This is a genomic window from Micromonospora sp. WMMA1923, from assembly GCF_049179195.1.
Taxonomy (GTDB): Bacteria; Actinomycetota; Actinomycetes; order Mycobacteriales; family Micromonosporaceae; genus Micromonospora; species Micromonospora yangpuensis.
The window spans coordinates 5,095,745-5,119,972 of the sequence record NZ_JBMHLZ010000001.1; the positions used below are offsets into that span (position 1 = coordinate 5,095,745).

Consider the following 24,228-nt stretch of genomic DNA (forward strand, 5'->3'; position numbering starts at 1 on the left):
AGACAGCGGTGGCAACGCAGCGTCAGAGGCCGAGCAGGGCGCGTGCCCCGGTGGTGTCCAGCGGGGGACGCTGGGCCAGTTGGGCGAAGCCGACCGCGCGGGCGACGAGCTGCATGTTCGACTCGACCGGCCGTCCCTTGGCGTACGTCACGGTGTCCTCCATGCCGACCCGCAGGTGCCCGCCGGCCGACAGGGAGGCCAGCAACACCGCGATGGTGCTGCGACCGATGCCGGTGGCCGAGAACGTGGTGCCCTCCGGCAGGTCACGCAGCGCCTGGCGGCACGCCACCAGCGCCTCGGTGGTGCCCGGCATGCCGCCCGGCACGCCCATCACGAAGTCGACGTGCACGTGCCCACCGGCGGGCAGACCGTACCGGTCGAGCAGCCGCCGCAACGTGCTCAGGTGACCTAGATCGAAGATCTCGTACTCCGGCACGATGCCGCGCTCCTGCATCCGGGTGTGCAGGTCCACGACGAACTCCCACCGGTTGAGGAAGACGCCGTCGCCGAAGTTGACCGTTCCCATCGTGCAGGAGGCCATATCCGGCGCGGCGTCCAGGACGGCGAGCCGGGCGGCCTCCGGGTCGGTGACCGCGCCCCCGGTGGAGAGCTGCACGATCAGGTCCGTGCTCTCGCGCAGCGCGGTGACCGTCTCCCGCAGCCGGCCCGGGTCGAGCGTCGGCCTCGCGTCGTCGTCACGGACGTGGACGTGGATCACGGCGGCGCCGAGCGCCTCGCACTCCCGGGCGGTCAGCAGTAGCTCGTCGAGGGTCACCGGCAACGCCGGGACCTCCGCCTTCGCCGACTCCGCACCGGTCGGGGCAACCGTGATCAACGTCCCTGTCGTCATGCCGGCGATCCTAGACGCCCCACCCGGAGCCGGCCTCCCACCGCACCGCCCGTACGGAGCCGCCACCCACCACGGCCCCGGCCCGCGCCGCGCATCCAGCACCCCCGCCGCAAACTCAGCCCGCCCGGCGTTAGAAGGGGCCCCTTCCTATACAGAAAGCGTTAACAGGGGGCCCTTCCTTACACAGGGTCGATGGCGGCGGCGGTTTGGGCGACCAGGAGGTGGGCGTCGTCGGGGACGTTGCGCTTGAGCACCGCCAGGGCGACCTGGCCCAGCTCGTAGTGGTGCACGGCGGTGCCGACGAAACCGACCGGGCGGCCGTCGAGGGTCACCGGGGTGCCGGCGGCCGGCGGCTGGTCGGTGGTCACTCCGTCCAGGTGCAGCAGTACGAGTCGACGGGGCGGCCGGCCGAGGTTGTGCACCCGGGCCACCGTCTCCTGCCCCCGGTAGCACCCCTTCTCCAGGTGTACGGCGCGGGCGATCAGGTCCACCTCGGCCGGGATGGTCCGGTGGTCGGTGTCCACCCCGATCCGGGCCCGACGGGCGGCCACCCGGACCGCCTCGTACGCCCACAGCCCGGCCACCGGCACTCCCGCGTCCCGCAGGTCGGCGGCCACCTGTGCCATGGTGGCCCGGGGCACCAGCAGGTCCACGCCGAGCGGCACCCGTCGGGCCCACCCGCCGGCGGGCAGCGGCGCGACGGCGTACCGGACGGTCGGTCGGGCCGGCAGCTCACCGGTGCGGAACTTCGGACCGGGCACCGCGACGGCGTCGGGCTCGGCCAGCCCGCTCACGCCCAGCGTGGTGAGCGCACCGGTGGCCTGCGGCCCGACCAGGCTCAGCAGTGCCCACTCGGCGGTGGCGTCCCGCGGCTCGACCTTGCTGAAGAACCGCATCCGCTCCAGGTACGCCAGCAGGCCGGCGGTCATCCCGGGCTCGGTGTCCAGCCAGGTGGTCTCGCCGTCCTCGGCGACCATGGCGTGCTGCTCGACGTGCCCGTGCGGGGAGAGCACCAGCAGCTCGGTGCCCTCACCGGCGGTCAGGTCGGCCAGGTGCTGCGAGGTGAGGGTGTGCAGCCAGCTGGCGCGTTCCTCGCCGGGCACCGCGATCACTCCCCGGTGGGACCGGTCGACAAGTCCCACCCCGGTGGAGAGGGTCCGCTGCTCGCGCATCGGGTCGCCGTAGTGGGCGGCCACCGGCTGCACGCCGGCGGCGGCGTGCGCCGGGTCGGGCTGGTCCCGGGTCTGTTCGTCGATGGCCTCGGTGCTCACCGCTCCGGCGATGTCGATCATTTCTGGACCCCGTTCTGGCAGCGTACGCAGACGCCGAAGAGTGACACGTGGCCGATGTCGACGACGAACCCGCGCTCGGCGAGCAGCTGGTCGGCGAGCGGGCCGAAGTGCGCCGGGTCGACCTCGTCGACCGCCCCGCACTCCCGGCAGACCAGGTGCACGTGCTGGTGTTCACCGGCCGCGTGGTAGGTCGGCGAGCCGTGCGAGAGGTGGGTGTGGGTGACCAGGCCGAGCCGTTCGAGCAGCTCCAACGTCCGGTAGATGGTGGTGATGTTCACTCCGGCGGCCACCTCACGGACCGCCGTGTGCACCTGCTCCGGGGTGGCGTGCCCCAGGTCCAGCACCGCCTGGAGGACCAGTTGGCGCTGCGGGGTCAGCCGCAGCCCGCGGGCCCGCAGCAGGTCGGCCAGGGAGGATTCGGACACCGTCCGATCATAGTTCGGCCCACGCCGGGCGGCCGGCCCGCGCAACGCTCCCGCCGGGCCACCGGACCGTACGGCGGGGGCCCGGCGAGGCTCGGCGAGCGGACCGGACCGTACGGCGGGCGGACCGGACAGCGGGCGGACCGGTGCGGCGAGCGGACCGGACAGCGGGCTGACCGGTGCGGCGGTACCGGTGGCACGCCGGTACGCTCGGCGGTCGTGACGGCGGCGCGGGTGGCGGTGCTCGGTCGGGGGCTGGTACCCACCGGTGAGCCGGTGCTGCGCGGCGACGACCTGGGCGTACTGCACGGTGACGGCCTCTTCGAGACGATCCACCTGCGCGCCGGTCGGCCGTGGCTGCTCGACGAGCACCTGGACCGGTTGGGCCGGGCCGCCGTCCGGATGGCCCTGCCACTGCCGCCCCGGGAGGCCCTGGTCGAGCTGCTCGCGGCGGTCGCCGCCGGCTGGCCGGTCGAGGTCGAGGGGGCGTTGCGCCTGGTCTGCACCCGGGGCCCGGAGGGCGGCGGCCCACCGTCGGTGTTCGCCACCCTGGCTGAGGTCCCACCGGCGGCGCTGCGGGCCCGCCGCACCGGCATCGACGTGGTCACCCTCGCCCTGGGGGTACCGGCCACCGTCCGCCCCGACCTGGCCTGGCTACCGTCCGGCGTCAAGTCCACCTCGTACGCCGTCAACAGCGCCGCCCGCCGCTGGGCCGCCGGGCACGGCGCCGAGGACGTGCTCTGGGTCTCTACCGACGGGTACGCCCTGGAGGGGCCGAGCGCGAACGTGGTCTGGCTGGTCGGCGACATGCTGTGCACGGTGCCGGCAGACCGGACCGGGATCCTGCCCGGGGTGACCGCCCGTTGGCTGCTCGACCAGGCGCCGACGATCGGGCTCAGCCCCGCCGAACGCCTGGTCACCCCAGCGGAGCTGCGGGCCGCCGACGCCGTCTGGTTGACCTCGTCGGTGCGGGGCCTGGCCGAGGTCCGTACCCTCGACGGCCGGCGTCTCCCCCGCGCCCCGCAGGCCGTCGCCGACCTGGTCCACCCACCCACCTGACCGCCGACCCCGACAGGTGTCGGGCCTCGCCCGCCGTTGATCGACTCGGGAAGAGGCGGCGCGGAAGCGGGGAGAGGCGGCGCGGGAGCGGTGGGTGGTGGGTGGTGGCGCGGGAGCGGTGGGTGGTGGGTGGTGGCGCGGGAGCGGTGGGTGGTGACGGTCAGCCCGCGACGCGGACCAGTCGGGCGGAGAGGTGCGGGGAGAGCGGATGGCCCACCCCGGCCATCTCCTGGGCGTAGAGCAGGGCACCGTCGACGATGCCGAAGAGGCGCTGCCCGGCGGTGACCTCCTTGGCGGTCGCGGTCCGGACCACCGCGTCGGTGACGAACTCGATCTGGGTGCCCTTGCGCTTGCCGACGTGCAGCTCCATCACGCCGGTCGGCACCGACATCAGCGCCTCCAGCTCGTCGGTGACCCGGTCGCCGTCCAGCACCGGTCGCCACCAGCCGACCTCCCGCCCGGCCGGGCGTACCGGCTGGCTCTGCTCGTCCAGCAGCCAGGCCCGGGACTCGTAGAACAGGAACGGCCGGCCGTCGTGGCTGATCCGGATCTCCTGCGCGAAGTCGAAGTCCTCGATGGTGGGGAAGCCGCCCCGGCCCCGGCCCCGCCAGACACCGACGTACGGCAGCAGAGCGTCCAACGAGGGGTGCAGCTTGGGACCGACCCGCAGGTCGTGGCTCTCCTCGTACGGGTACGGGTCGACCGGTGGCGCGTTCAACCACGGCGGCTGCAACGGATTCGCGTCACTCACAGGTTACTCTCCGTTCGCGACTGCGGGGCTCGCAAAACCGGCTCGCTCCTCGCGCTCACAGGGCCATCTTCATTCGCGACTGCGGGGCTCGCAAAACCGGCTCACTCCTCGCGCTCACAGGGCCATCTTCATTCGCGACTGCGGGGCTCGCAAAACCGGCTCGCTCCTCGCGCTCACAGGTTGCCTCTCGAAATGCGGACCGCCAGGTAGACCAGGCCGCCGGCGAGCGCGCCGAGACCCGCGACCAGCAGGCTGACGAACCCGATCTCGGTGACCATGCCGGCCATCCTATGCTGGGCGCCATGGCCCGCACTCTCGTCGTCAAGGCCACCGCCGGGGCGGACGCCCCGGAGCGGTGTGCCCAGGCTTTCACGGTCGCAGCCACCGCCGCCGCGGCCGGAGTGGACGTCTCGCTCTGGCTGACCGGCGAGTCCACCTGGTTCGTGCTGCCGGGGCGGGCCGCGCAGTTCGAGCTGCCGCACTCGGCGCCCCTGGCCGAACTGCTGCACGTCGTCCTCACCACCGGCCGGGTCACCGCGTGCACCCAGTGCGCCGCCCGCCGGGACATCGGCCCGGACGACGTGCTGCCGGGGGTACGCATCGCCGGTGCGGCGGTCTTCGTCGAGGAGATCATGGCCGACGACACCCGGTCGCTCGTCTACTGATCCCGAGCTGGGCTTTCGTCCCGCGGGAGAGTGTCGATACCGGCCCGGCGCGACGCCCGGCTGCCTACCATTCAACGGTGACCGAGGCGACGGAGAGGTTCTTCGCATCGTTGCCGGAACGTGCTCCGGCGGTGCTGCGCAGCCCGGTCCACGGCACCATGCAGATCGACCTCGACCACGGCGAGCAGACCGAGCACTGGCAGGTCGTGCTGGCACCGGGCAAGGCCGAGGTACGCCGGGGGCAGACCGAGTCGGACACCACCTGGTTCTGCTCCGCCGACCTCTTCGAGCGGCTGGTCACCGGTGAGCGGCAGAGCATCGCCGCGATGTTGCGCAGCGAGACCACCATCGTCGGCAACGTCGTACTCTTCCTGGCCTTCCGGGGGTTCTTCCCGAGCCCGCCGGGTACCCGCGACCCGCGGGACACCGCCCGGGAACTCCGCGACCGCGAGCAGCGGGCCAGCTCGGGTGGGCGGGACCGGTGAAGGAACGGGTACGCATCCTGGACGGCAACACCTTCCTGGTAAGTGACCGGGTAGGTGACATCGAGCCCTCCGTGGACTTCCCGACCGGGATGTTCTCCTTCGACACCCGCTTCCTGTCGACCTGGTTGCTGAAGCTGGACGGTCAGCGGCTGCACGAGTTGTCGCTCGACGACACGGAGTCGTACCAGACGCGGTTCTTCCTGGTCCCCGGCGAGCCGACGCACTACCTCGACGCCAAGGCCTCGGTGATCCGGGAGCGGTCCATCGGCGGCAGCCTGGACGAGCAGCTAAGCGTCTTCAACCACACCCGGGCCGAGGTCGGTTTCACGGTCCGGATCGAGATGGGCGCCGACTTCGCCGACCTGTTCGAGATCAAGGACCTGCAGCACAAGAAGGGACGGGTCACCGCGATCCCCGGTGTGAACGAGCTGCGGCTGGCCTACCAGCGGGAGACCTTCCGTCGGGAGGCGATGATCAGCAGCACCGCGCCCGCCGAGGTCGACGAACGCGGGATGACCTTCCGGATCCGGGTCGGGCCCCAGTCGGAGTGGAACACCCGGCTGCGGGTGGTGCCGGTCATCCGCAGTTCCCGGGGTCAGGACTTCCGGGCCGTGCTGCCGATCGCCGGGCTGCGCGACGTCGAGGCCATCCGCAGCGAGCAACGGGAGTTCGTCGAGCGGGCGCCCAAGCTCGGCTGCGACTGCGGGCCGCTGGCCGGGGCGTACCGGCGCAGTCTGGACGACCTCTCCGCGCTGCGGTACGAGTCGATCTCGCTCGGGGTCCGGCTGGTCGCCGCCGGGCTGCCCTGGTTCATGACCCTCTTCGGGCGGGACAGCATCTTCACCTCGTTGCAGGTGCTGCCCTTCCTGCCGGAGCTGGTGCCGCCGACGATCACCCTGCTGGCCGGTCTGCAGGGCACCCGGCTGGACGACTTCCGGGACGAGGAGCCGGGCAAGATCCTGCACGAGCTGCGCTACGGGGAGACCTCCGGCTTCGAGGAGCAGCCGCACTCGCCGTACTACGGGGCCGCCGACTCCACCCCGCTCTTCGTGATCCTGCTTGACGAGTACGAGCGGTGGACCGGCGACGACCAGTTGGTCCGGCGGTTGGAGACCTCGGTGCGGGCCGCGCTGGCCTGGATCGACAGCTACGGCGACCTGCTCGGCACCGGCTATGTCTGGTACCACAGCCGCAACCCGGGCACCGGGCTGGAGAACCAGTGCTGGAAGGACTCCTGGGACGGCATCCCGTACCGCGACGGGCGGCTGCCGGGTTTCCCCCGGGCCACCTGCGAACTACAGGGGTACGCCTACGACGCGAAGTTGCGCGGTGCCCGCCTGGCCCGGACCTTCTTCGACGATCCCGAGTACGCCGACCGGCTGGAACGGGAGGCGGCGGAGTTGAAGGCCCGGTTCAACCGGGACTTCTGGGTGGCCGACGGTGGGTACTACGCGCTCGCCCTGGACGCCGACGGCGCGCAGGTGGACGGGCTCTCCTCCAACCTCGGCCACCTGCTGTGGAGCGGGATCGTCGACGAGTCCCGCGCCCCCCAGGTGGCCGAACACCTGCTCTCCCCGGAACTCTTCTCCGGCTGGGGCATCCGGACCCTGGCCACCGGCCAGGCCCGGTACAACCCGATCGGGTACCACGTCGGCACGGTCTGGCCGTTCGACAACTCGTTCATCGCCTGGGGGCTGTGGCGGTACGGCTTCCGCAGCGAGGCCGGGCGGCTCGCCGAGGCGGTTCTCAGTGCGTCCCGCCACTTCGGCGGGCGGCTGCCGGAGGCGTTCGCCGGGTACCCGCGCGAGTTGACCGACTATCCGGTGGAGTATCCGACGGCGTGCAGCCCGCAGGCCTGGTCGGCGGGTACGCCGCTGTTGCTGCTGCGGGTGATGCTCGGGCTCCAGCCGCAGGGTGAGCATCTGATCATCGATCCGGCGGTGCCGGAGGGGATGGGTCGGATCGAGCTGCTGGACATCCCCGGCCGCTGGGGGCGGGTGGACGCCCTCGGCCGCAGCCGGAGCCCGCGCGACCCCGACCGCGGCCACTGACCCGGCCGAGGCCGGGCGGAGCCACTGACCCGGCCGAGGCCGTGCAGAGCGACCGCAGGAGGACGGGTCAGCCGGCGCAGCCGGTGGTGGCGGCGAGGCGTACCCGGTCGTCGAGGCGCTCGGCGACGACGGTGGTCGGGCCGCTGCGGTAGGCGTACACCTCGGGGGTTTCCAGCAGCACGGCGTCGGAGGCCAGCGGGGCGAGCGCGACCGTCGGGTCCGGGCCGGGGCCGGTCTCGGCGCGGACGGTACGCAACTGACGGTCGCCGCCGGGGCAGGCCGCGGTGAGCACCTCCCGCGCGACCGGGGCCTGCTCACCTAGGGCGGTCAGGGCCTTGAGCAGCGCCCCGTCCTGCGGACCGGCCGGCGACGCGGCGGGGGGCAGGTCGCCGCCGACCGGACGGCAGCCGGTGTCGGCGGTCAACCGGAGCCGCCCCGGGCCGCTCGGCTCGCCCTCGACGGTGACGAACTCACCGGCGTCGGCGTAGAGCCGCAGGCCCCGGTCGCTCACCCGGACGCCGGCCCGGTAGTCGGCCGGCAGCCCGGCGGCGATCCGCTCCAGCAGGGGGCGCAGCTCGCTGTCGGAGGCGACGAGCAGCTCTACCGTCCGGCGCAGGGTCGCGCCGTCGTCGAACGGGGTGATCCGGCAGCCCCGGTCGAGCCGGTCCGGGCCGAGCAGGACCACCGGTACGTCCCCCGCGGCGGCCACGATCTCGCCGACGGCCCGGTCGACCACCGGCCCGGCCTGGGCCAGGGTGCGCTGCTCGCGGACGGTCGGCTCGTCGTCACTCACCGAGCGCCAGGTGAGCGCGGCCAGCAGCACCGCCCAGACGACAGTGGCGGCCACCAGCCAGCGCGGCCAGCGGGGGGCCGGCGGCGGTGCCCAGCGCGGGCCGGGCGGCGGCCAGGGGGGCGGGTTGTGCCCGGTCGGAGCGGCGACGTTCACCTGGTCATCGTGTCACGGGCCGGCGACGGTACCCCGCCTGCGGTCGCCTCCGGCGGGATCGACGGGACAGCACATCGACGGGGCTCACAGGTTCCGTTTCGTCGATCCATTCTGACCGATTGTCGACAGACACCAGCCATTGATCGATTTCTCTCGGAGCAAGAACATGACTCTGGGCGGCACCCCGCCCGCCATCGTGGGGAGGCACAGTGTTCGACAGAACCACCGGACGGTCCACCCTGTTCAGAGCGTCGGTCGCCGTCGCGGCGGCCGTGCTGGCGCTCACCGCGCAACCCGCCGTCGCCACGGCGGCCCCGGCACCGACCGCCGGGCACGCCGAGGTCGACCGGGAGGTGGTCCGGCAGCTCGACACCACCGGGACCGCGACCTTCCTGGTCTACCTGCGCGAGCGCGCCCCGCTTGCCGACACCGCGAAGCTGCGCGACGCCGACGGCCGGGCCCGGGCGGTGCACCGCCTGCTGACCAGCACCGCCGAGCGGACCCAGCAGGGCCTGCGGACCCTGCTGGACGAGCACAAGGCCTCGTACACCGCGTACTGGATCGCCAACGCGCTGCGGGTCCGGGGCGACCGGGCGCTGCTCGACCAGATCGCGGCCCGTCCCGAGGTGGACCGGGTCGCGCCGACCCGCAGCTACCCGCTGGTCCGCCCCGAGCCGGCCGGCACCGACCGCTCCGGCGTCAAGGCCGTCGAGTGGGGGCTGAGCAACATCCGCGCCCCACAGGTCTGGGGCTCCTTCGGCACCCGGGGCGAGGGCGTCGTGGTCGCCAACATCGACAGCGGCGTGGAGTACGACCATCCGGCGCTGGTCGGCTCGTACCGGGGCAACCTCGGCGCGGGCGGGTTCGACCACGCGTACAACTGGTTCGACCCGGCCGGGATCTGCCCCGGCACCGCACCCTGTGACAACAACGACCACGGCACCCACACGATGGGCACGATGGTCGGCGACGACTCCGCCGGCAACCAGATCGGGGTGGCGCCCGGCGCGAAGTGGATCGCCGCGAAGGGCTGCGAGAGCAACTCCTGCTCCGACGCCAGCCTGCTGGCCGCCGGTCAGTGGGTGCTCGCCCCGACCGACGCCAACGGGCAGAACCCCCGCCCTGACCTGCGCCCCGACATCGTGAACAACTCCTGGGGCGGTGACGGCGGCGACCCGTGGTACCAGCAGACCATCGCCGCCTGGCGGGCCGCCGGCATGTTCCCGGTCTTCTCCGCCGGCAACGACGGTCCGGCCTGCGGCAGCGCCGGCTCCCCCGGCGACAACGCCAACGCGTACGCGGTCGGCTCGTACACCTCCACCAACGCGATCTCCAGCTTCTCCGGACGGGGTGACGCCACCGACCCGGCCGGGTTCAAGCCGAACATCGCCGCACCGGGCAGCAACGTGCGCTCCAGCGTCCCCGGGGGCGGGTACGCCGCGTTCAACGGCACCTCGATGGCCGCGCCACACGTCGCCGGGGCGGTCGCCCTGGTCTGGTCGGCCGCACCGGCCCTGCTCGGGGACGTGGCGGCCACCGAGGCGCTGCTCGACGCGACCGCCGTCGACACCGACGCCACCACCTGCGGGGGCACCGCCGCCGACAACAACGTCTTCGGCGAGGGGCGGCTGGACGCGTACGCGGCGGTCGAACAGGCCCCGCGCGGCGCGACCGGCCGGATCACCGGCACCGTCACCGACGTCGCCGACGGCGACCCGCTGCCCGGCGCGACCGTGACCGCCGGCGCGCGCACGGCCACCACCGACGCCGCCGGCCGGTACGCGCTGACCGTGCTGGCCGGTGAGGTCGCCCTGACCGTGAGCGCGTACGGCTTCACCGACCAGAGCGCGACCGTCACCGTCGCCGAGGGCGCCACGGTGGTGCGCGACTTCGCCCTGCGGGCCACCTCGACGGTCACCGTCTCCGGTCGGGTCACCGACGCCTCCGGGCACGGCTGGCCGTTGTACGCCTCGATCGAGATCGCCGGCCGTCCCGGCGCACCGGTCTTCACCGACCCGGTCACCGGCCGGTACTCGTTCACCGTGCCGGGCCAGGCCAGCTACCGGCTCACCGTCACCGCCCGGTACCCGGGTTACCGCAGCGTGCAGCGGGAGCTGACGGTTGCCGACGAGGCGGCCACCCTCGACGTCGGCGTACCGGTCGAGGCGGCCTGCACCGCCGCCGGCTACACCGGCAGCCTCAGCGCGCCACTGCTCACCGAGGGCTTCGACGGGGCCACGAAACCGGCCGGCTGGACGGTCACCAACCGCACCGACAAGGGCGGCTGGGCCTTCGACGACCCGGGCCGGCGCGGCAACCTGACCGGTGGCGGCGGCACCTTCGCCATCGTCGACTCCGACAAGCTCGGTGCCGGCAACACCCAGGACACCGACCTGATCTCCCCGCCGGTGGACCTCTCCGGGGCCGGCGCGCCGGTGCTGCGCTTCAACAGCGACTGGCGGGCGGTCGGCATCAGCGACACCGCCGACCTGGACGTCTCCACCGACGCCGGGGCGAGCTGGACGAACGTCTGGCACCAGACCGCCAGCCGGCGCGGGCCACGGGTCGAGGAGGTCCCGTTGACCCCGGCCGCCAACGCGGCGAGCGTCCAGGTGCGGTTCCGGTTCAAGGGGACGTTCGCCTGGTGGTGGCAGGTGGACAACGTGCAGTTCGTCAACCGTGACTGCACGCCGACCCCGGGCGGACTGGTGGTCGGCACGGTCACCGACCGCAACACCGGCTCGGCCGTGGTCGGGGCGACGGTGACCAGTGACGACCGGCCCGAGGACCGGGCGGTCACGGTGGCCACCCCGGACGACGCGAACCTGCCGGACGGGTTCTACCACCTCTTCTCCGGGCTGACCGGGGCGCACCCGTTCACCGCCACCCGGACCCCGTACCCGCCCCTGACCCGGTCGGTCACCGTCGTCGCCGACGACACCAGGCGGGCCGACTTCGCCCTCGCCGCCGGCCGGCTCACCGTCACCCCGGCCACCGTCGAGTCCCACCAGCCGTACGGCAGCACCCGGAGCACCCGGGTGACCGTCCGCAACACCGGCACCGCCCCGGCCACCGTCGAGTTGCTGGAACGCGGTGGCGGCTTCGAGACGCTGAGCGCCGCCGAGGGCGCGCCCCGCCGGGACGTCCCGGTCAAGGGGATCAGCAAGGCCCGCACCGGCACCGGGTACGGCGGCGGGGTGGTCCAGGCCGACCCGGCCGAGGCCTGGCAGCCGATCACCAAGCTGCCCGCGGCGATCTTCGACAACGCGGCGGCGAACCTGGACGGCCGGATCTACTCCGTCGGCGGTGGCGGCGGCACCGGCCTGGAACGCAAGGCCTGGGTGTACGACCCGGCGGCGGCCACCTGGGCGGCGCTGCCGGACCTGCCCAACGCCCGGTCCAAGCCGGTCGCCGCAGCGGTCGCCGGCAAGCTCTACGTGCTCGGCGGGTGGGGTGCCGACGACGACCCGGTCGCCTCGGTCGACGTCTTCGACCCGGCCGCCGGCACCTGGAGCACCCTGGCCGGGGCGGTCAACCCGGCACCGGCCGCGGCGGCCGGCGGCGCGGTGGTCAACGGAAAGATCCACCTGGTGGGCGGCTGTCTCGACGCCACCTGCACCGACTCGAACCGGCTGGTGGTCTTCGATCCGGCGGCCGGCACCTTCGCCACCCGGGCGGCGTACCCGCACAGCGTCTCCTGGGTGGGCTGCGGCGGGGTCGGTGGCGCGGTCTACTGCGCCGGTGGCACCGGTGCCACCGAGTACACCGACGCCTGGCGGTACGACCCCGGTGCCGACACCTGGACCCGGCTGGCCGACCTGCCGGTGGACCTGTGGGGTACGCAGGCCACCTCGGCCGGTGGGCTGCTGGTGCTGGCCGGCGGGGTGACCGGCGGGTCCACCGCCGTCACCAACTTCACCCTCGGCTACGACCCGGTGGCCGGCGCCTGGCAGGACCTGCCGAACGTCGGGTTCGCCCGGTACCGGGGCGCGGCGGCGTGCGGGGCGTACAAGATCGGCGGTTCGCCCAGCTCCTTCGTCGGCTCGGCGGACAGCGAGCGGCTCGACGGGCTGGCCGACTGCACCGAGGCCACCGACCTGCCCTGGCTGAGCAGCGACCCGACCAGCTTCACCCTGGCCCCCGGGGCGTCCCGGACGGTGACCGTCACGCTCACCGCCACGGCGGCGGCGGGCGTCATCCAGCCCGGTGCCTTCACCGGTGAGCTGGGCTTCGTCGCCAACACCCCGTACCCGGTGTCGCCGGTCGCGGTGGAGATGAACGTCGCTCCCCCGGCCAGCTGGGGCAAGATCCAGGGCACCGTCACCGGGCAGACCTGCGGCGGTGAGACGGTCGGGATCCCGGCCACCGTCCGGCTCAACCTGGTCGACTCGACCACCGGGTACACGCTGACCGCCGACCCCCGGGGCCGGTACGTCTGGTGGCTGCCGCGCGGCCGGTACGACGTGATCGTGGCCAAGGACGGCTGGGTGCCCGAGGTGCACCGGACCAGGATCGACGCGGGCATCACCCACTCTCTCGACGTCGACCTGACCCCCGCCTCCACCTGCACCCGAGCGACCGGCCGGTAAGGAAGGGCCCCTTGTTAACGCCTGAGGTATAGCGGGGTTCCCCGCTCACCCTCGACCGGGGCGGTGAGCGGGCGGATGTTCGGAACGCGTGGCCGTCGACCCTGACCAGGGTCGGCGGCCACCGTCGTTGTGGGCCGAGCGGCCCCGGCACGGCTCGGCCGAACGGCTCAATACCGAACTCACACTTGGCGGCTCGCGGATTATCACTTAGCGTTACCAGCGCGCCCCAACGTGAGTGGTGCTCACAAACCCCCTTTGGCCTGTGGAATGAGCCTTCCATGCGGGAAGCTTTCCTGATCACCTCGATCACTCTGGGTGCTGTTGTCCTGTTGTTGATCGTCGTCGCGTTCCTCTACGGACTGATCCGCCCCGAGCGGGTCGAGCAGGCCCGGCACCGCGCCCCCGCCCACCCCCGGTACCGCCCGGTGTCCGGCGTCGACCAGGTCGCCGTCCTGATCGCCTGCCGCAACGGCGCCGCCACCATCGCCGGCACGGTCCGCGCCGCCCGCGCCACCGGCGCACCCGTGTACGTCGTCTCGGACGCCTCCACCGACGACACCGCCGCGCTGGCCCGTACCGCCGGGGCGCAGGTGCTGGAGCTGACCGAGAACGTCGGCAAACCCGCCGCGCTGCACGCCGCGTACGCCGGTTTCGGGCTGGGTGCGGCCTACCGGGCGGTGGCCATCCTCGACGACGACGTGTTGATCGCCCCGGACTTCGTCACCGTCGCCCTGGCCGAGCTGGAGACCGAGGTCGCCATCGTGGTCGGGCACAACGTGACCTGGTGGCCGCCGGAGCACCGGTGGAACATCTGGCTGGCCAAGCGCGCCTACAGCTACTGGATGTACCAGGCGGTGATCCGCCGGATCCAGAGCCACTTCAACGTCATGAACTGCATCTCCGGCTCCAACTCGATCTACCGCACCGAGTTGTTGGACGTGCTGCTGCCGCAGCAGCCGCCGTACATCGTCGACGACACGTACTGGGTGCTGGAGACCCACCGACGGCACCTCGGCAAGGTGGTGTACGCGCCCCGGGCGGTCGCCCAGCTCCAGGATCCGACCACCGGCCGGGACTGGTACCGGCAGAACCTGCGCTGGCTCTGGGGCACCTTCCAGGGCATCATCGGCCACCGGGTGGGCCGCCGCAACAGCCGCTTCGACCACGCGTACCTGCTGTTGATGACGCACTGGACGCTCTACGTACTCGGTGGTCCACTGACCCTGTGGCTGCTGGCCACCGCCGGTCCCGGGCTGGTGCCGGGCCTGTTGCTGCTGCTCGCCGGGCAGTCGCTCTGGGTCGGGCTGGCCGCCTGGCGGCTGCGCCGCCCCCGGTTGCTGCTCTTCCTCCCCGCGATCACCCTGGCCGACCTGCTCTACCGGGTCGTCCTGGTGCACGCGCTGGTGAAGGCGATCCGGCAGCCCACCGTCGAGCGGTGCGTCTGGGCCTCACCGGCCCGCATCGCCGTCCCGTCCGGTACGAGCGTGTGAGGGGGTGAATATGTCCGCGAACCAGGATCTCCCGCTCACCGGGGCCTCGACGGCGGCAGCCGGTCTGCTCGGCGCGCTGCTGCTCGGTGTCGGTGCCCTACTGGTCACCGTCGCCAAGTGGGGCGCCAAGACGCGCCGCCGCTCCAGCTGACCGATCGCGTCCAGGGCCCGTCAGGCCCTGGACGCCCCTTCCGCCATGCGCGCACGCCATCAGACCCGGCAGCCCGGCAGCCCGGCAGCCCGGCAGCCCGGCAGCCTAAAGATCTTGGAAGGAATCGGCCCGAGGGGCATTTTTCTTCCAAGATCTTTTGGTGTCGCGGGTCAGGGTTTGCGCAGCCAGGTGCTGGGGTCAGTCACGAAGACCCCCTTACCCTGGTACCGGTCGACAACCTCCAACGCCTCCAACCGGATGTACACCTGCTGAATGGTGGACGCGCCGACCCGGTACCGCACACGAAGTTGGGCGATCGACGGCAGCTTGTCGCCGGGTTTCAGTTTCCCACTACGAACGTCGTCCATGATCGCGTTCGAAATCCGCAGGTAGTCGGGCATAGCAGGCATGACACTCCTCGCGTGGCACCACGAATTCGATCACGCGGAGCCAGCTCGGACAAGTAGCCGTAGGGACACGCTTACTCTGGGTTGACTATTCCGGGATGTGCGAATAAGTTGGCTGCCGAGCCCCCCTCGCGTGGCAACGGGTGGTGCTCAGCCCACGGCCGGGGTGGGTCCACCATGGCCCCACCCCGGCCCCGACGACCGCGCCCGGCCAGGGCAACCACCCACACCCGGGTACGCGGTCCGCGCCGAAGGGCGATCGACGATGTGCAACCCGTTCCGGTACCCCCGACCGCGTCCACGACACGACCGGCAGCGCAGCGGCACCTCGGGAGGCCGGTCGTGACCGTGTTCGACGAGAGCGAGCCATCCCGATTCGTCGTTCATCTCACCGTGCGGGTCGCCGACCTGAGCGCCGCGCACGTGTTCGCCCGGGCGGTCACCCGCTCGCTGTCGTACCTGCCGGAGTTGGTGCTCGGCGAGACGACGCTCTCCGCGGAGGGCCTACCGAACGTGCAGCACCAGGTCTTCTGTGACCGCCTGTTGGGCAACGGCCGCCGGTGTGTACTGCGCCCGGCCCACTACGGCGACTGCGCCCGCCGCCTCCCCCGCTGACCGCCCCGCATCCCACCAGCCGATCCACACGATTCCGGGGCAGATCACCGCGCTGACCAACCCGCGCCAGCCACAGCGTTGATCGACCCGGGGCCGGCCACGGCGCTGATCGACTCGGTTGAGCCGATATGGCGGCATCAACCGGCCCCGGACACCGCCATTTCGGCCCAACCGAGTCGATCAAGCTCGTCCGGCCGAGCCCAGGGAGCCCACAGAGCCCACGACACCCGGGCCGGGCGGTCAGAAGCGTCCGCCGCCGCCCCGCCGGCCACCACCACCGCTGCGCCCGGAACCACCACTGCGCCCACCGCTGGAGCCCCCGCTGCGCCGGCCGCTCGAATACCCGCCGCTGCTACGCCGGGAGCGGCTGCTGCTCCCCCCGTACCCGCCGCCCCAACTGCCGCCGGACGACGAGTTGCCGGAGAGGATGCCGCCGATCAGCGCCCCCCAGAAGGCGTCCGAACCGGAGCCGCCGCCACCGAACCCACCGGAGCCACCGAACCCACCGGAGCCACCGAACCCACCGGGCCCGCCCGACCAGCCGGAACCCCCCTGCGACCAGGCGTTCGCGTCGGAGCGGGCCGAGCGGCTGGCCCAGCCGGCCAGTTTCGCCGCTTCCTGGGCGGCGGCCAGCGCGGTCACCGGGTCGGCCTCGGCCAGCGCCCGCGCCCGGTCCAGGTGCTGTCCGGCGTCGGCGAGCCAGACCCGGGACTGCTGACCGACGGCCGCCCGCCGGGTGTGCACGAACCGACTTGCCGCGTCGATCTCGGCCGCCGCCGTCTGGATGCTCCGGCCGAGCAACGCCTGCGCCCGCCGTACCCGCTGGGCCGCCTCGATCGAGCTGGCCAGCGCCCGGTCCAGGGCGGCGTCCGCCTCCTCCAGCCGGTGCAGGGCCGCCTGCGGGTCCGGGGTCGCGCCGGCAAACTCCGCGCGTACGGCCGCAGCCACCTGCTCCGCCCCGGTCACCGCGGCGGTCAACTCGGCCTGCCGCTCCGGCGGAAGAGCAGCACCGGGTACGCCGCCCGGCAGGACCGGCCCACCGACCTGACCTCCCGGCGCACCGAGCCCGCCGGAAGGCGTACCTGGCGCACCGAGCCCACCAGAAGGCGTACCGGCTGCGCTGGAAGGCGTACCCGGCGCACCGAGCCCGCCGGAAGGCGAGCCCGGCGCACCGGCTGCGCCGGAGGGCGTACCCGGAAGGGGTTCGGGGTTGCCGGCGAGCAGGGCGCGGCCCTGGGTGATCTCGGTGTCCAGCTCGGCCAGCAGGGCGTCGGCGGCCTCCCGGGCGGTGGTCAGGTCGCCGTCGAGCCGTTCGATCCCGTCCAGCAGGGTCTCCACCTGGCCCAACGCCTCCTCGGTGGTGCGTACCCCGAGGGCGGCCCGGGGCAGGTCCGACTCACCGGCGGCGGCACCGGCGGCGTCCAGTGTGGTGCCGGCGAAGGCCAGCCGTTCCCGGGCGCCGGTCAGGTCGTCGGCGACGGTGGCCAGTGCCGTGGGCGCGTACCGGCGGTGCAGGTCGACCATGGTCGCCTCGGCCCGCTCCACCCGCTGGTCGAGGGTGGTCCGCCGGGCGGCCAGCTCGGTCAGGGCCTCGGGTACCCGAAGCTCGATGGCCCGCAGTTTCTCGAACGCCTCCGCTTCGGCGTCGAGCACCTGGTCGGCCCGCTCACACCGCTCGACGATCTCCAGCAGCCGCTGCCGGCGGGTGGCGTCGTCGACGTTCTCCTCCTGGTCCAGGCTGATCCGCAGCCGGAACGCCTCGGCCAGCTCGGTGCGCGCCTGCGCCACGGCGGCGGTGAACGCGGCGGTAGCCTCCGGACCGTACTGCCCGGTGGCCAGGGTCAGCTCCTGCTCGCTGGCGCGCAGCTCGTTGTCCAGCTCGACCAGCAGGCCGTTGGCCCGCGCCGCGATCTCGTCGGTCCGGGCCCGGGCCAGCTCAGCCGCCGCCCGCGCCTGCTTGCGCCGCCGGTGCCGGGGCACCAACCACAAGGCCAACAACCCAATAATGATCAACACCAGGGGTACGAGCACCAACGCCACCGAGCCGGCCCGTTCCCCACCCGACGGGGTGTCCGGCGGGCCGGGCTGGATCGCCGGCGCCGGGATGCTGTCCCCGTCGACGGCCGCCCGGTATCCGTTGGCGGCTCCGATCGCCGCGCCGGCCCAGTCGTTCGCGCCGAGCGCCGGCTCGATCGCCACCCGGGCCACCTCGTCGAGCTGCCCGTCGGTCAGCGGATAGTTCTGGTCGAACGAGTACGCGTACGACCGGTCCCGGGTGGCGACGGCGAGTAGCGCGTCCCGGGTGCCCAGGTCGCTGCGTTCGGCGGTGTCGTCGGCCCAGTTCTGCCCGCTCCGGCCGCTGAACGTGTGCACGTAGACCACGAAGAGCTGGAGCCCGGTCCGTTGGCGCAGCTCCTGGAGCGCCTGCTGCACCTCGCCACGGCGGTCGCCCAGCACGTCCGCCTCGTCGACGAGCTGGCTGTCGAGCCGCATCGGCCGCTCGGCCCGTACCCCGGCGGCCACCACCGCACCGCCCCGACCCCCACCGGTCCCGGTGGCCGCCGCGCTCCCGCCGGACGCGGACCCAGCCGGCACGGACCCGTCGGACGCGGCGGGAGCGGACACTCCGCTGGTCGCGGACCCGGTGGCTGCGGCCGGCAGGGCCGGCACGGTCGAACCCAGGATCAGGACGCTCACGAACAGGGCCGCCCGGCGCAACATGAACATTTCCCCAGGTTAGACGCCCAGCTCAAGCTCTCCTGCCGCCCGCCCGGGGAGGAGTCCGGGTGGTGGGCACGGCGGCGGTCACCCCAGTGGCGATGCGGGGCACATCCCGCCGCCGGTGGTCGGCGGCGACGTGGGCACGCAGACGGCTCGGGCCGGCCGCCCCGGTGAGGGGGTGGCCGGCCCGAGCCGCGTAGACCGTCAGCCGGTGGTGAGAAGGGTGCCCCTGTAGACAGAATGCGTTAACAGGGGGCCCTTCCTTACGCCTGGACGGTGATGGTCACCTCGTTGATGCCTCGGGCGGCGGTGACGGCGGTGTCGCCGTTGCCGTGCCGGGAGAGCGCCCGCAGGGTCCAGTTGCCCGGCGCGGCGAAGAAGCGGAACTGGCCGGCCGGTGAGGTCACCACCTCGGCGGTGAACTCACCTGTGGAGTCGAGCAGGCGCACGTAGGCACCCGGCACGACCTCACCGGAGTCGGCGGTCACCAGACCGGTGATGACGGTTTCCTTCTCCAGGTCGAGGCTGGCGGGCAACGGCGCGGCCTGGTCGGGCGCGGCGCAGCCGGCGGCGGTGGGAGCAGTCATGGCGATCAGGCCTCCCCGGGCTCGTCGCCGAGCGCCACCGGCACACCGACCAGCGAGCCGTACTCGGTCCACGAGCCGTCGTAGTTCTTCACGTTCCGGTGACCGAGCAGCTCCTGCAGGACGAACCAGGTGTGCGAGGAGCGCTCACCGATCCGGCAGTACGCGATGGTCTCCTTGCCGTCGTCCAGCCCGGCGTCACCGTAGATCTTGAGCAGGTCGTCGTCGGACTTGAAGGTGCCGTCCTCGTTGGCGGCCTTGGACCACGGCACGCTGATCGCGGTGGGGATGTGCCCGGCGCGCTGGGCCTGCTCCTGCGGGAGGTGGGCCGGGGCGAGCAGCCGACCGGCGAACTCGTCGGGGCTGCGCACGTCGACCAGGTTCTTGACCCCGATGGCGGGGACGATCTCGTCGCGGAAGGCCCGGATGGTGTTGTCCGGCTCCTGCGCGACGTAGGTGGTGGCCGGGCGGGTCACCGCGTCGGTGACCAGCGGACGGGCGTCCAGCTCCCACTTCTTGCGGCCGCCGTCGAGCAGCTTGACGTCGCCGTGGCCGTAGAGCTTGAAGTACCAGTACGCGTACGCGGCGAACCAGTTGTTGTTGCCGCCGTACAGCACGACGACGTCGTCGTTGCTGATGCCCCGCTCGGAGAGCAGCGCCTCGAACTGGCTCTTGTTGACGAAGTCCCGCCGGACCGGGTCCTGCAGGTCGGTCTTCCAGTCGAGCTTGATGGCACCGGCGAGGTGGCCGGTGTCGTAGGCCGAGGTGTCCTCGTCGACCTCGACGAAGACGACGCCCGGGGCGTCGAGGTTCTTCTCGGCCCACTCGGCCGAGACGAGTGCGGTGTCGCGACTCATCAGATCACTCCCTGGTGAGGATGGATGGTGAGCCTGCGCGCGGAGATCGTGGTTGCCTCTGTCACACCACGCGCGGGACCCATGGGACGGACGGATCACGGGTTCGTGCGACGGCGCCGCTGCCGGGCGTTGGGAAGCAGGAAGGGTACGCGGACCCTGCGTGCCGGTGGCCGCTAGGCGACCTTGGACAGCCCCGCCGTCAGATGACGGGGCGACACAGGCAGGTGGCCACGCGGCACAGGTCGACCGCGCGCCGTTTGGTGAGGAGCGTCCCCATGAGCAGGGAGCCTACCAGCGATCCCGCCGAGCACCAGGGGCCCGACCACCATCCGGGACGCAGCTCACCACGGGCCACCTGGCGGGCGGTGGACGCTCAGCCGGCGGTCTGGTTGATCGGTACGTCCCGGGCGTCGGCGGTGACCGCGAGCCCACCGGGCAACGGCCGGACCTCCCGCACGGTCAGCCCGAAGGGCAGCTCCGGCAGGGGTACGGCGATGGAGATGCCCTGGGCGTACTGGTTGAGCAGGCTACGGGCCAGCGGTACGGCGGGCAGCCCCTCGGCGTCCAGGTCGTTGACCTTGAGGGACACCTCGCCCTGCTCGCTGACGACCACCTCGACGACGCCGTTGACGGTCAACCGCTGACCGAGGATGTCCACCGGCGCGGTGACGGCGAGCTGCCCGTCCCGCTCGCCGAGCTTCAGCCCTGGCCGGTCGAGCAGGGCGGCGAGGCTGTCGTAGCTGATCGTGCCGGTGCCGTCGACGGTCCGGGCGACCACGTCGCCCTGCCCGGTGCGCAGCGTGTCCAGCGAGGCGCGCACGTCCCGGGCGTCGACGTCGAGCTGGGGCAGCCGGACCGCGTTGCCCTGCACCGAGCCCTGCACGTCGCGCAGGCGGATGGAGATGCGGTCGTACCGGCCGGCCACCACCTGGTCGAGGAAGGGGAAGCCACCGACCTCCACCTCGGGGGCGGCGGACTCGACCTGCTGGTTGGCCACCTCCTGGCGGACCTGGTCGGCGATGGTCCGCTCGGCGACCGCCACGGCGACCCGGTCGGCGACGGCCAGCAGCCCGCCCAGGACCAGCAGCAGCACGACGAGCGTGACGAGCACCTTGCGCCCACGTCGCCGGGGTCGTACCTGCCTCGCCGGGTAGCTGTCTGCCACGCCGCCTCCTGTCGTCGTCGTGCCGGTCTTACCCGAGGTGAGGAAACCTCAACCGTCCGGTCAGAGCAACAACCGACACATCACGTACGCGGCCGGCGCGGCCATCGCGAACCCGGCGAGCGGGCCCTGCAGGTGCCGGGCGATCCACATCGTCGGCAGCTCACCGGCCATCAACCGGCCCGCCTCGGCGTACCCGACGGCCAGGTCGGCCAGGACGGCGGTGACCGCGGCGACCAGCCCGAACAGCGCGGCCCGGACCGGGGTGAACGGGGTCACCAGGAAGCTGCCGAAGACGGCGCTGACCAGCGTACCGACCATCGCGCCGATGACCACGCCGGCGGCTCCCCGGGGGACCTGGGGGGCCAGTCGGGGCCAGGGCAGCACCGCGTCGGTGAGCCGGGCGACGGTGAGCGCGACACCGGCCGCGGTCAGGCAGACGGTGATCGCCTGGGTGCCGGCGGGGATCCGACCGAGCAGGATCAGGATGGCGAAGGCGGTCACCCCGAGCACGGTCGTCACGGTGGTGCCGAGCGAGTCGGTCAACCGGGCCCGGTCGACCCGGCGGAAGAGCTGACCGACCACGGCCAGGACGCAACCGGCCACGACGACGACGCCCAGGGGCAGCAGGGCGGCGTCGGCGGAGCGTACCGCCATGACGTCGGCCGCCACCGCGACGCCGGCGCCGACTGCGGCGACCACCAGCAATGCCGGCGGGCGGACCGCCATCGTCCGGGCCAGGATGTAGAGCAGTTGTACGCCGAGCACGATGATCGCGAAGGGCAGCCGGTGTCCCGGCCCGGCGGTCTGCGCGCCGAGGACCAGGCCGACACCGAGCAGCGCGGCGAAAGCGGCGACGGTGAGCGAGAGCGGCCGGCGGATCTCGACCGGCGGTTCCTCCTCCTCGTCCTCCATCTCGACCTCGTCGTCGGCTCGGCGGGCTGGTTCGCTGCTCTTGCGGAACCGCCGGGGTCGCCCGCGCCCGCGCCGCTCGTCGGCGGCGTCGTCGTCGGGACCGGTACGCGCAGCCGGCGGCCGACCGGCCGGATCGTCGTCGTCGTCGGCCCACGGTTCGCGACCGGTCTCGGGCGAGGTGGAGGGATACACGCCCCGATCGTGCCAGACTTGTGGACCGTTCCGGGGAGCACGGTTTCGGCCAGGTTAAAACCTGTTCCGCGATAAGGGGCAGAACGCGCAAAGAGGATAAGCCTGGAGGGGTCGGCGAGGGTCGTCGGTTAGGCTCAACGCGTTACCCGCCCGCCAGCGACGCCGGGACCAGACGTCAGTCTCTGACGCCGGGCCAACGTCAGTTCTCAGCGCCGCGTCCTGAGGGACGCCGCTGGTCGCGTGCGGTCAGTGACCGCCGGGACGGAGGTGATCGTGTGGAGATCCTGCTGCTGGTGACCGCACGCGCAGGCGAACCATCCGCGGTTCTGCCGGCGCTCGACCTGCTACCACACTCGGTCCGCACCGCGCCACGCGACGTGCGCACCCTGGTCGCCGGGCCCAGCCCGGACGCGGTGCTGGTCGACGCCCGCTCCGAGCTCAGCGAGGCCCGGGCGACCTGCCGGATGCTGCACGCCACCGGGCTCGGCGTGCCGCTGGTGGCCGTGGTCACCGAGGCCGGCCTGATCGCACTCAACGCCGACTGGGGCGTGGACGACGTCATCCTCGCCTCGGCCGGGCCGGCGGAGGTCGAGGCCCGACTGCGGCTGGCGGTCGGCCGGTTGAGCAACACCACCTCGGGTGCCGGCGGCTCGATCCGCGCCGGCGAGCTGACCATCGACCCGGACACCTACGCCGCCCGACTCAAGGGCCGCCCGCTCGACCTCACCTACAAGGAGTTCGAGCTGCTCAAGTTCCTCGCCCAGCACCCCGGCCGGGTCTTCACCCGCGACCAGCTGCTGCGCGAGGTCTGGGGCTACGACTACTTCGGCGGCACCCGCACGGTCGACGTGCACGTCCGGCGGCTGCGGGCCAAGCTCGGCTCGGAGTACGAGTCGATGATCGGCACGGTCCGCCAGGTGGGTTACAAGTTCGTCGTGCCGCCCTCGCGGTCGCTGCCGGACGTGGAGCACGCGCCCATACCAGTCTGACCCTCCGCTCGGGAGGTTATACCGATACGCCCCTTTCACGAATCTAGTCGGTTTTATCCTGACTATCGGATTCGTGAGAGGGGCGGCGGTGTACACGTTCAGCACGGGGGTCAGGGCCACAGTCTCGGGACAGGGCACCTGATGCGGCCCACGGTGCCCCGGTCGGCCGGCGCCGGCCGGACCGCCAGCGTCCTCACCCTGCTGGTGCTCGCCCTGCTGGGCTCGGCCTACGCGCTCGGCCGCACGCTCGTGCCGGACCCGACCGGGCACCAGCCGCCGGTCCTGGGGGCCGGGGCCACCGGCCCGCAGTACGCCGACCAGCCTCCGGCCACCGGCACCGGCGCTCCGGCCCCCACCAGCCCGACCGGGCCGACCTCCGCCCCCTGGGGTGAGGCCGGTCAGGAGGGTGGCCCGACCACCGTCGAGGAGGGCCCGTACGGCACCCAGGTCACCAGCGGCACCGCCGAGGTGGCGCTTACCTTCGACGACGGCCCCGACCCCAACTACACCCCGCAGGTCCTGCAGGTGCTGCGTGAGTACCAGATAAAGGCCACCTTCTGCGTGGTCGGTGAGAACGCACAGAACCATCCGGACCTGGTCCGGGACATCGTGGCCGAGGGGCACACCCTCTGCAACCACTCCTGGAACCACGACGTCCTGCTGGGCAAACGCTCCCCCGACGTGATCCGGGCCGACCTGATCCGCACCAACCAGGCCATCCGGGCGGCGGCCCCGAACGCCCCGATCGTGTGGTTCCGGCAACCCGGCGGCGCCTGGACGTACCCGGTCGTCTCGGTGGCGCAGGAGCTGGGCATGGTCCCGCTGCACTGGAACGTCGACCCGTCGGACTGGCGCGCGCCGGGAGCGAACCGGATCGCCACCGTGCTGCACACCTACGTTGCCCCCGGCGCGGTGGTCCTGTTGCACGACGCCGGTGGCAACCGGCAGGGCACCGTCGACGCGCTGCGCTCCGCCCTGCCGACGCTTACCAGCCGGTTCCGCTTCACCGCCCTGCCCACCGGCGCGACCTGACCG

The 24,228-nt window shown here is 72.8% G+C and carries 23 protein-coding genes; 10 read left to right on the forward strand and 13 right to left on the reverse strand.

Features of this window, described 5'->3' with window-relative positions; all coding sequences use genetic code 11:
- Nucleotides 1-22: 22 nt before the first annotated feature.
- From ACN28G_RS23080 to ACN28G_RS23090, 3 genes are all read right to left on the reverse strand, one after another.
- Complete coding sequence (locus tag ACN28G_RS23080; protein WP_091444536.1) at nucleotides 23-850, reverse strand: 3-keto-5-aminohexanoate cleavage protein; 828 nt, start codon at nucleotides 848-850, stop codon at nucleotides 23-25.
- 179 nt (nucleotides 851-1,029) lie between these two features.
- Complete coding sequence (locus ACN28G_RS23085) at nucleotides 1,030-2,142, reverse strand: YgfZ/GcvT domain-containing protein (protein ID WP_091444539.1); 1,113 nt, start codon at nucleotides 2,140-2,142, stop codon at nucleotides 1,030-1,032.
- The gene (locus tag ACN28G_RS23090; protein WP_091444543.1) at nucleotides 2,139-2,567 is read right to left on the reverse strand and encodes a Fur family transcriptional regulator; all 429 of its coding nucleotides are present in this window, start codon (nucleotides 2,565-2,567) and stop codon (nucleotides 2,139-2,141) included. Before ACN28G_RS23090 ends, ACN28G_RS23085 begins: the two co-directional genes overlap by 4 nt.
- A gap of 216 nt (nucleotides 2,568-2,783) precedes the next feature.
- Here ACN28G_RS23090 and ACN28G_RS23095 point away from each other — a divergent pair, with 216 nt between their 5' ends.
- Nucleotides 2,784-3,623 carry an aminotransferase class IV gene (locus ACN28G_RS23095; RefSeq protein WP_421480315.1) on the forward strand — a complete coding sequence of 280 codons (840 nt, stop codon included), beginning with the start codon at nucleotides 2,784-2,786 and terminating at the stop codon, nucleotides 3,621-3,623.
- Between the two features lie 160 nt (nucleotides 3,624-3,783).
- On the opposite strand, the gene ACN28G_RS23100 is transcribed toward ACN28G_RS23095, so the two are convergent.
- Both ACN28G_RS23100 and mtfM read right to left on the reverse strand, forming a co-directional pair.
- Complete coding sequence (locus tag ACN28G_RS23100; protein ID WP_091444547.1) at nucleotides 3,784-4,374, reverse strand: FABP family protein; 591 nt, start codon at nucleotides 4,372-4,374, stop codon at nucleotides 3,784-3,786.
- Nucleotides 4,375-4,547: 173 nt separating this feature from the next.
- The gene (mtfM, locus tag ACN28G_RS23105; protein ID WP_268239705.1) at nucleotides 4,548-4,652 is read right to left on the reverse strand and encodes a small membrane protein MtfM; all 105 of its coding nucleotides are present in this window, start codon (nucleotides 4,650-4,652) and stop codon (nucleotides 4,548-4,550) included.
- 12 nt (nucleotides 4,653-4,664) lie between these two features.
- Between mtfM and ACN28G_RS23110 the strand changes: the two genes are divergently transcribed.
- From ACN28G_RS23110 to ACN28G_RS23120, 3 genes are all read left to right on the forward strand, one after another.
- A complete protein-coding gene (locus ACN28G_RS23110; protein ID WP_091444551.1) occupies nucleotides 4,665-5,039 on the forward strand; it encodes a DsrE family protein in 375 nt (124 codons plus the stop codon).
- A gap of 77 nt (nucleotides 5,040-5,116) precedes the next feature.
- Nucleotides 5,117-5,524, forward strand: a complete 408-nt coding sequence (locus tag ACN28G_RS23115; protein ID WP_091444555.1) for an SCP2 sterol-binding domain-containing protein — start codon at nucleotides 5,117-5,119, stop codon at nucleotides 5,522-5,524.
- Nucleotides 5,521-7,575, forward strand: coding sequence for a glycogen debranching N-terminal domain-containing protein (locus ACN28G_RS23120; protein ID WP_421480316.1), 2,055 nt, complete (start codon nucleotides 5,521-5,523; stop codon nucleotides 7,573-7,575). Before ACN28G_RS23115 ends, ACN28G_RS23120 begins: the two co-directional genes overlap by 4 nt.
- Nucleotides 7,576-7,642: 67 nt before the next feature.
- Here the strand turns inward: ACN28G_RS23120 and ACN28G_RS23125 are convergent, their stop codons facing one another.
- Nucleotides 7,643-8,521: a hypothetical protein gene (locus tag ACN28G_RS23125; protein ID WP_421480317.1), complete on the reverse strand. Its 879-nt coding sequence runs from the start codon at nucleotides 8,519-8,521 to the stop codon at nucleotides 7,643-7,645.
- A gap of 209 nt (nucleotides 8,522-8,730) precedes the next feature.
- Between ACN28G_RS23125 and ACN28G_RS23130 the strand changes: the two genes are divergently transcribed.
- The 3 genes from ACN28G_RS23130 (at nucleotide 8,731) to ACN28G_RS23140 (ending at nucleotide 14,751) form a co-directional block, all read left to right on the forward strand.
- Nucleotides 8,731-13,110 (forward strand): S8 family serine peptidase, encoded by a 4,380-nt coding sequence (locus tag ACN28G_RS23130; protein ID WP_421480318.1) that lies wholly within the window; start codon nucleotides 8,731-8,733, stop codon nucleotides 13,108-13,110.
- Nucleotides 13,111-13,388: 278 nt separating this feature from the next.
- Entirely contained in the window at nucleotides 13,389-14,600 is a 1,212-nt protein-coding gene (locus ACN28G_RS23135) for a glycosyltransferase family 2 protein (RefSeq protein ID WP_421480319.1), read from the forward strand.
- Between the two features lie 10 nt (nucleotides 14,601-14,610).
- Nucleotides 14,611-14,751: an LPXTG cell wall anchor domain-containing protein gene (locus ACN28G_RS23140; protein ID WP_139135775.1), complete on the forward strand. Its 141-nt coding sequence runs from the start codon at nucleotides 14,611-14,613 to the stop codon at nucleotides 14,749-14,751.
- Nucleotides 14,752-14,921: 170 nt separating this feature from the next.
- Here ACN28G_RS23140 and ACN28G_RS23145 read toward each other — a convergent pair whose 3' ends face one another.
- A complete protein-coding gene (locus tag ACN28G_RS23145) occupies nucleotides 14,922-15,161 on the reverse strand; it encodes a winged helix-turn-helix domain-containing protein (RefSeq protein WP_091444567.1) in 240 nt (79 codons plus the stop codon).
- A 339-nt stretch (nucleotides 15,162-15,500) separates the two neighbouring features.
- On the opposite strand from ACN28G_RS23145, the gene ACN28G_RS23150 reads away from it, so the two are divergent.
- On the forward strand, nucleotides 15,501-15,773 hold the full coding sequence (locus ACN28G_RS23150; RefSeq protein ID WP_373868365.1) for a hypothetical protein: 273 nt from the start codon (nucleotides 15,501-15,503) through the stop codon (nucleotides 15,771-15,773).
- A gap of 240 nt (nucleotides 15,774-16,013) precedes the next feature.
- Here ACN28G_RS23150 and ACN28G_RS23155 read toward each other — a convergent pair whose 3' ends face one another.
- The 6 genes from ACN28G_RS23155 to ACN28G_RS23180 all read right to left on the reverse strand — a co-directional run bounded on the left by ACN28G_RS23155 (nucleotide 16,014) and on the right by ACN28G_RS23180 (nucleotide 22,204).
- Nucleotides 16,014-18,500, reverse strand: a complete 2,487-nt coding sequence (locus ACN28G_RS23155) for a TPM domain-containing protein (RefSeq protein ID WP_421480320.1) — start codon at nucleotides 18,498-18,500, stop codon at nucleotides 16,014-16,016.
- Nucleotides 18,501-18,757: 257 nt separating this feature from the next.
- Nucleotides 18,758-19,081: a DUF1416 domain-containing protein gene (locus ACN28G_RS23160; protein ID WP_091444573.1), complete on the reverse strand. Its 324-nt coding sequence runs from the start codon at nucleotides 19,079-19,081 to the stop codon at nucleotides 18,758-18,760.
- Between the two features lie 5 nt (nucleotides 19,082-19,086).
- Nucleotides 19,087-19,935, reverse strand: a complete 849-nt coding sequence (locus ACN28G_RS23165; RefSeq protein WP_421480321.1) for a sulfurtransferase — start codon at nucleotides 19,933-19,935, stop codon at nucleotides 19,087-19,089.
- 199 nt (nucleotides 19,936-20,134) lie between these two features.
- Nucleotides 20,135-20,212, reverse strand: a complete 78-nt coding sequence (locus ACN28G_RS23170; RefSeq protein ID WP_311202345.1) for an Ms5788A family Cys-rich leader peptide — start codon at nucleotides 20,210-20,212, stop codon at nucleotides 20,135-20,137.
- A gap of 96 nt (nucleotides 20,213-20,308) precedes the next feature.
- Complete coding sequence (locus ACN28G_RS23175) at nucleotides 20,309-21,100, reverse strand: DUF2993 domain-containing protein (RefSeq protein ID WP_091444579.1); 792 nt, start codon at nucleotides 21,098-21,100, stop codon at nucleotides 20,309-20,311.
- 60 nt (nucleotides 21,101-21,160) lie between these two features.
- Nucleotides 21,161-22,204, reverse strand: a complete 1,044-nt coding sequence (locus tag ACN28G_RS23180) for a hypothetical protein (RefSeq protein ID WP_091444583.1) — start codon at nucleotides 22,202-22,204, stop codon at nucleotides 21,161-21,163.
- A gap of 275 nt (nucleotides 22,205-22,479) precedes the next feature.
- Between ACN28G_RS23180 and ACN28G_RS23185 the strand changes: the two genes are divergently transcribed.
- Together ACN28G_RS23185 and ACN28G_RS23190 are read left to right on the forward strand one after the other, a co-directional pair.
- Nucleotides 22,480-23,193, forward strand: coding sequence for a winged helix-turn-helix transcriptional regulator (locus ACN28G_RS23185; protein WP_091444586.1), 714 nt, complete (start codon nucleotides 22,480-22,482; stop codon nucleotides 23,191-23,193).
- A 141-nt stretch (nucleotides 23,194-23,334) separates the two neighbouring features.
- Nucleotides 23,335-24,225 carry a polysaccharide deacetylase family protein gene (locus tag ACN28G_RS23190; protein ID WP_091444590.1) on the forward strand — a complete coding sequence of 297 codons (891 nt, stop codon included), beginning with the start codon at nucleotides 23,335-23,337 and terminating at the stop codon, nucleotides 24,223-24,225.
- Nucleotides 24,226-24,228 lie beyond the last annotated feature (3 nt).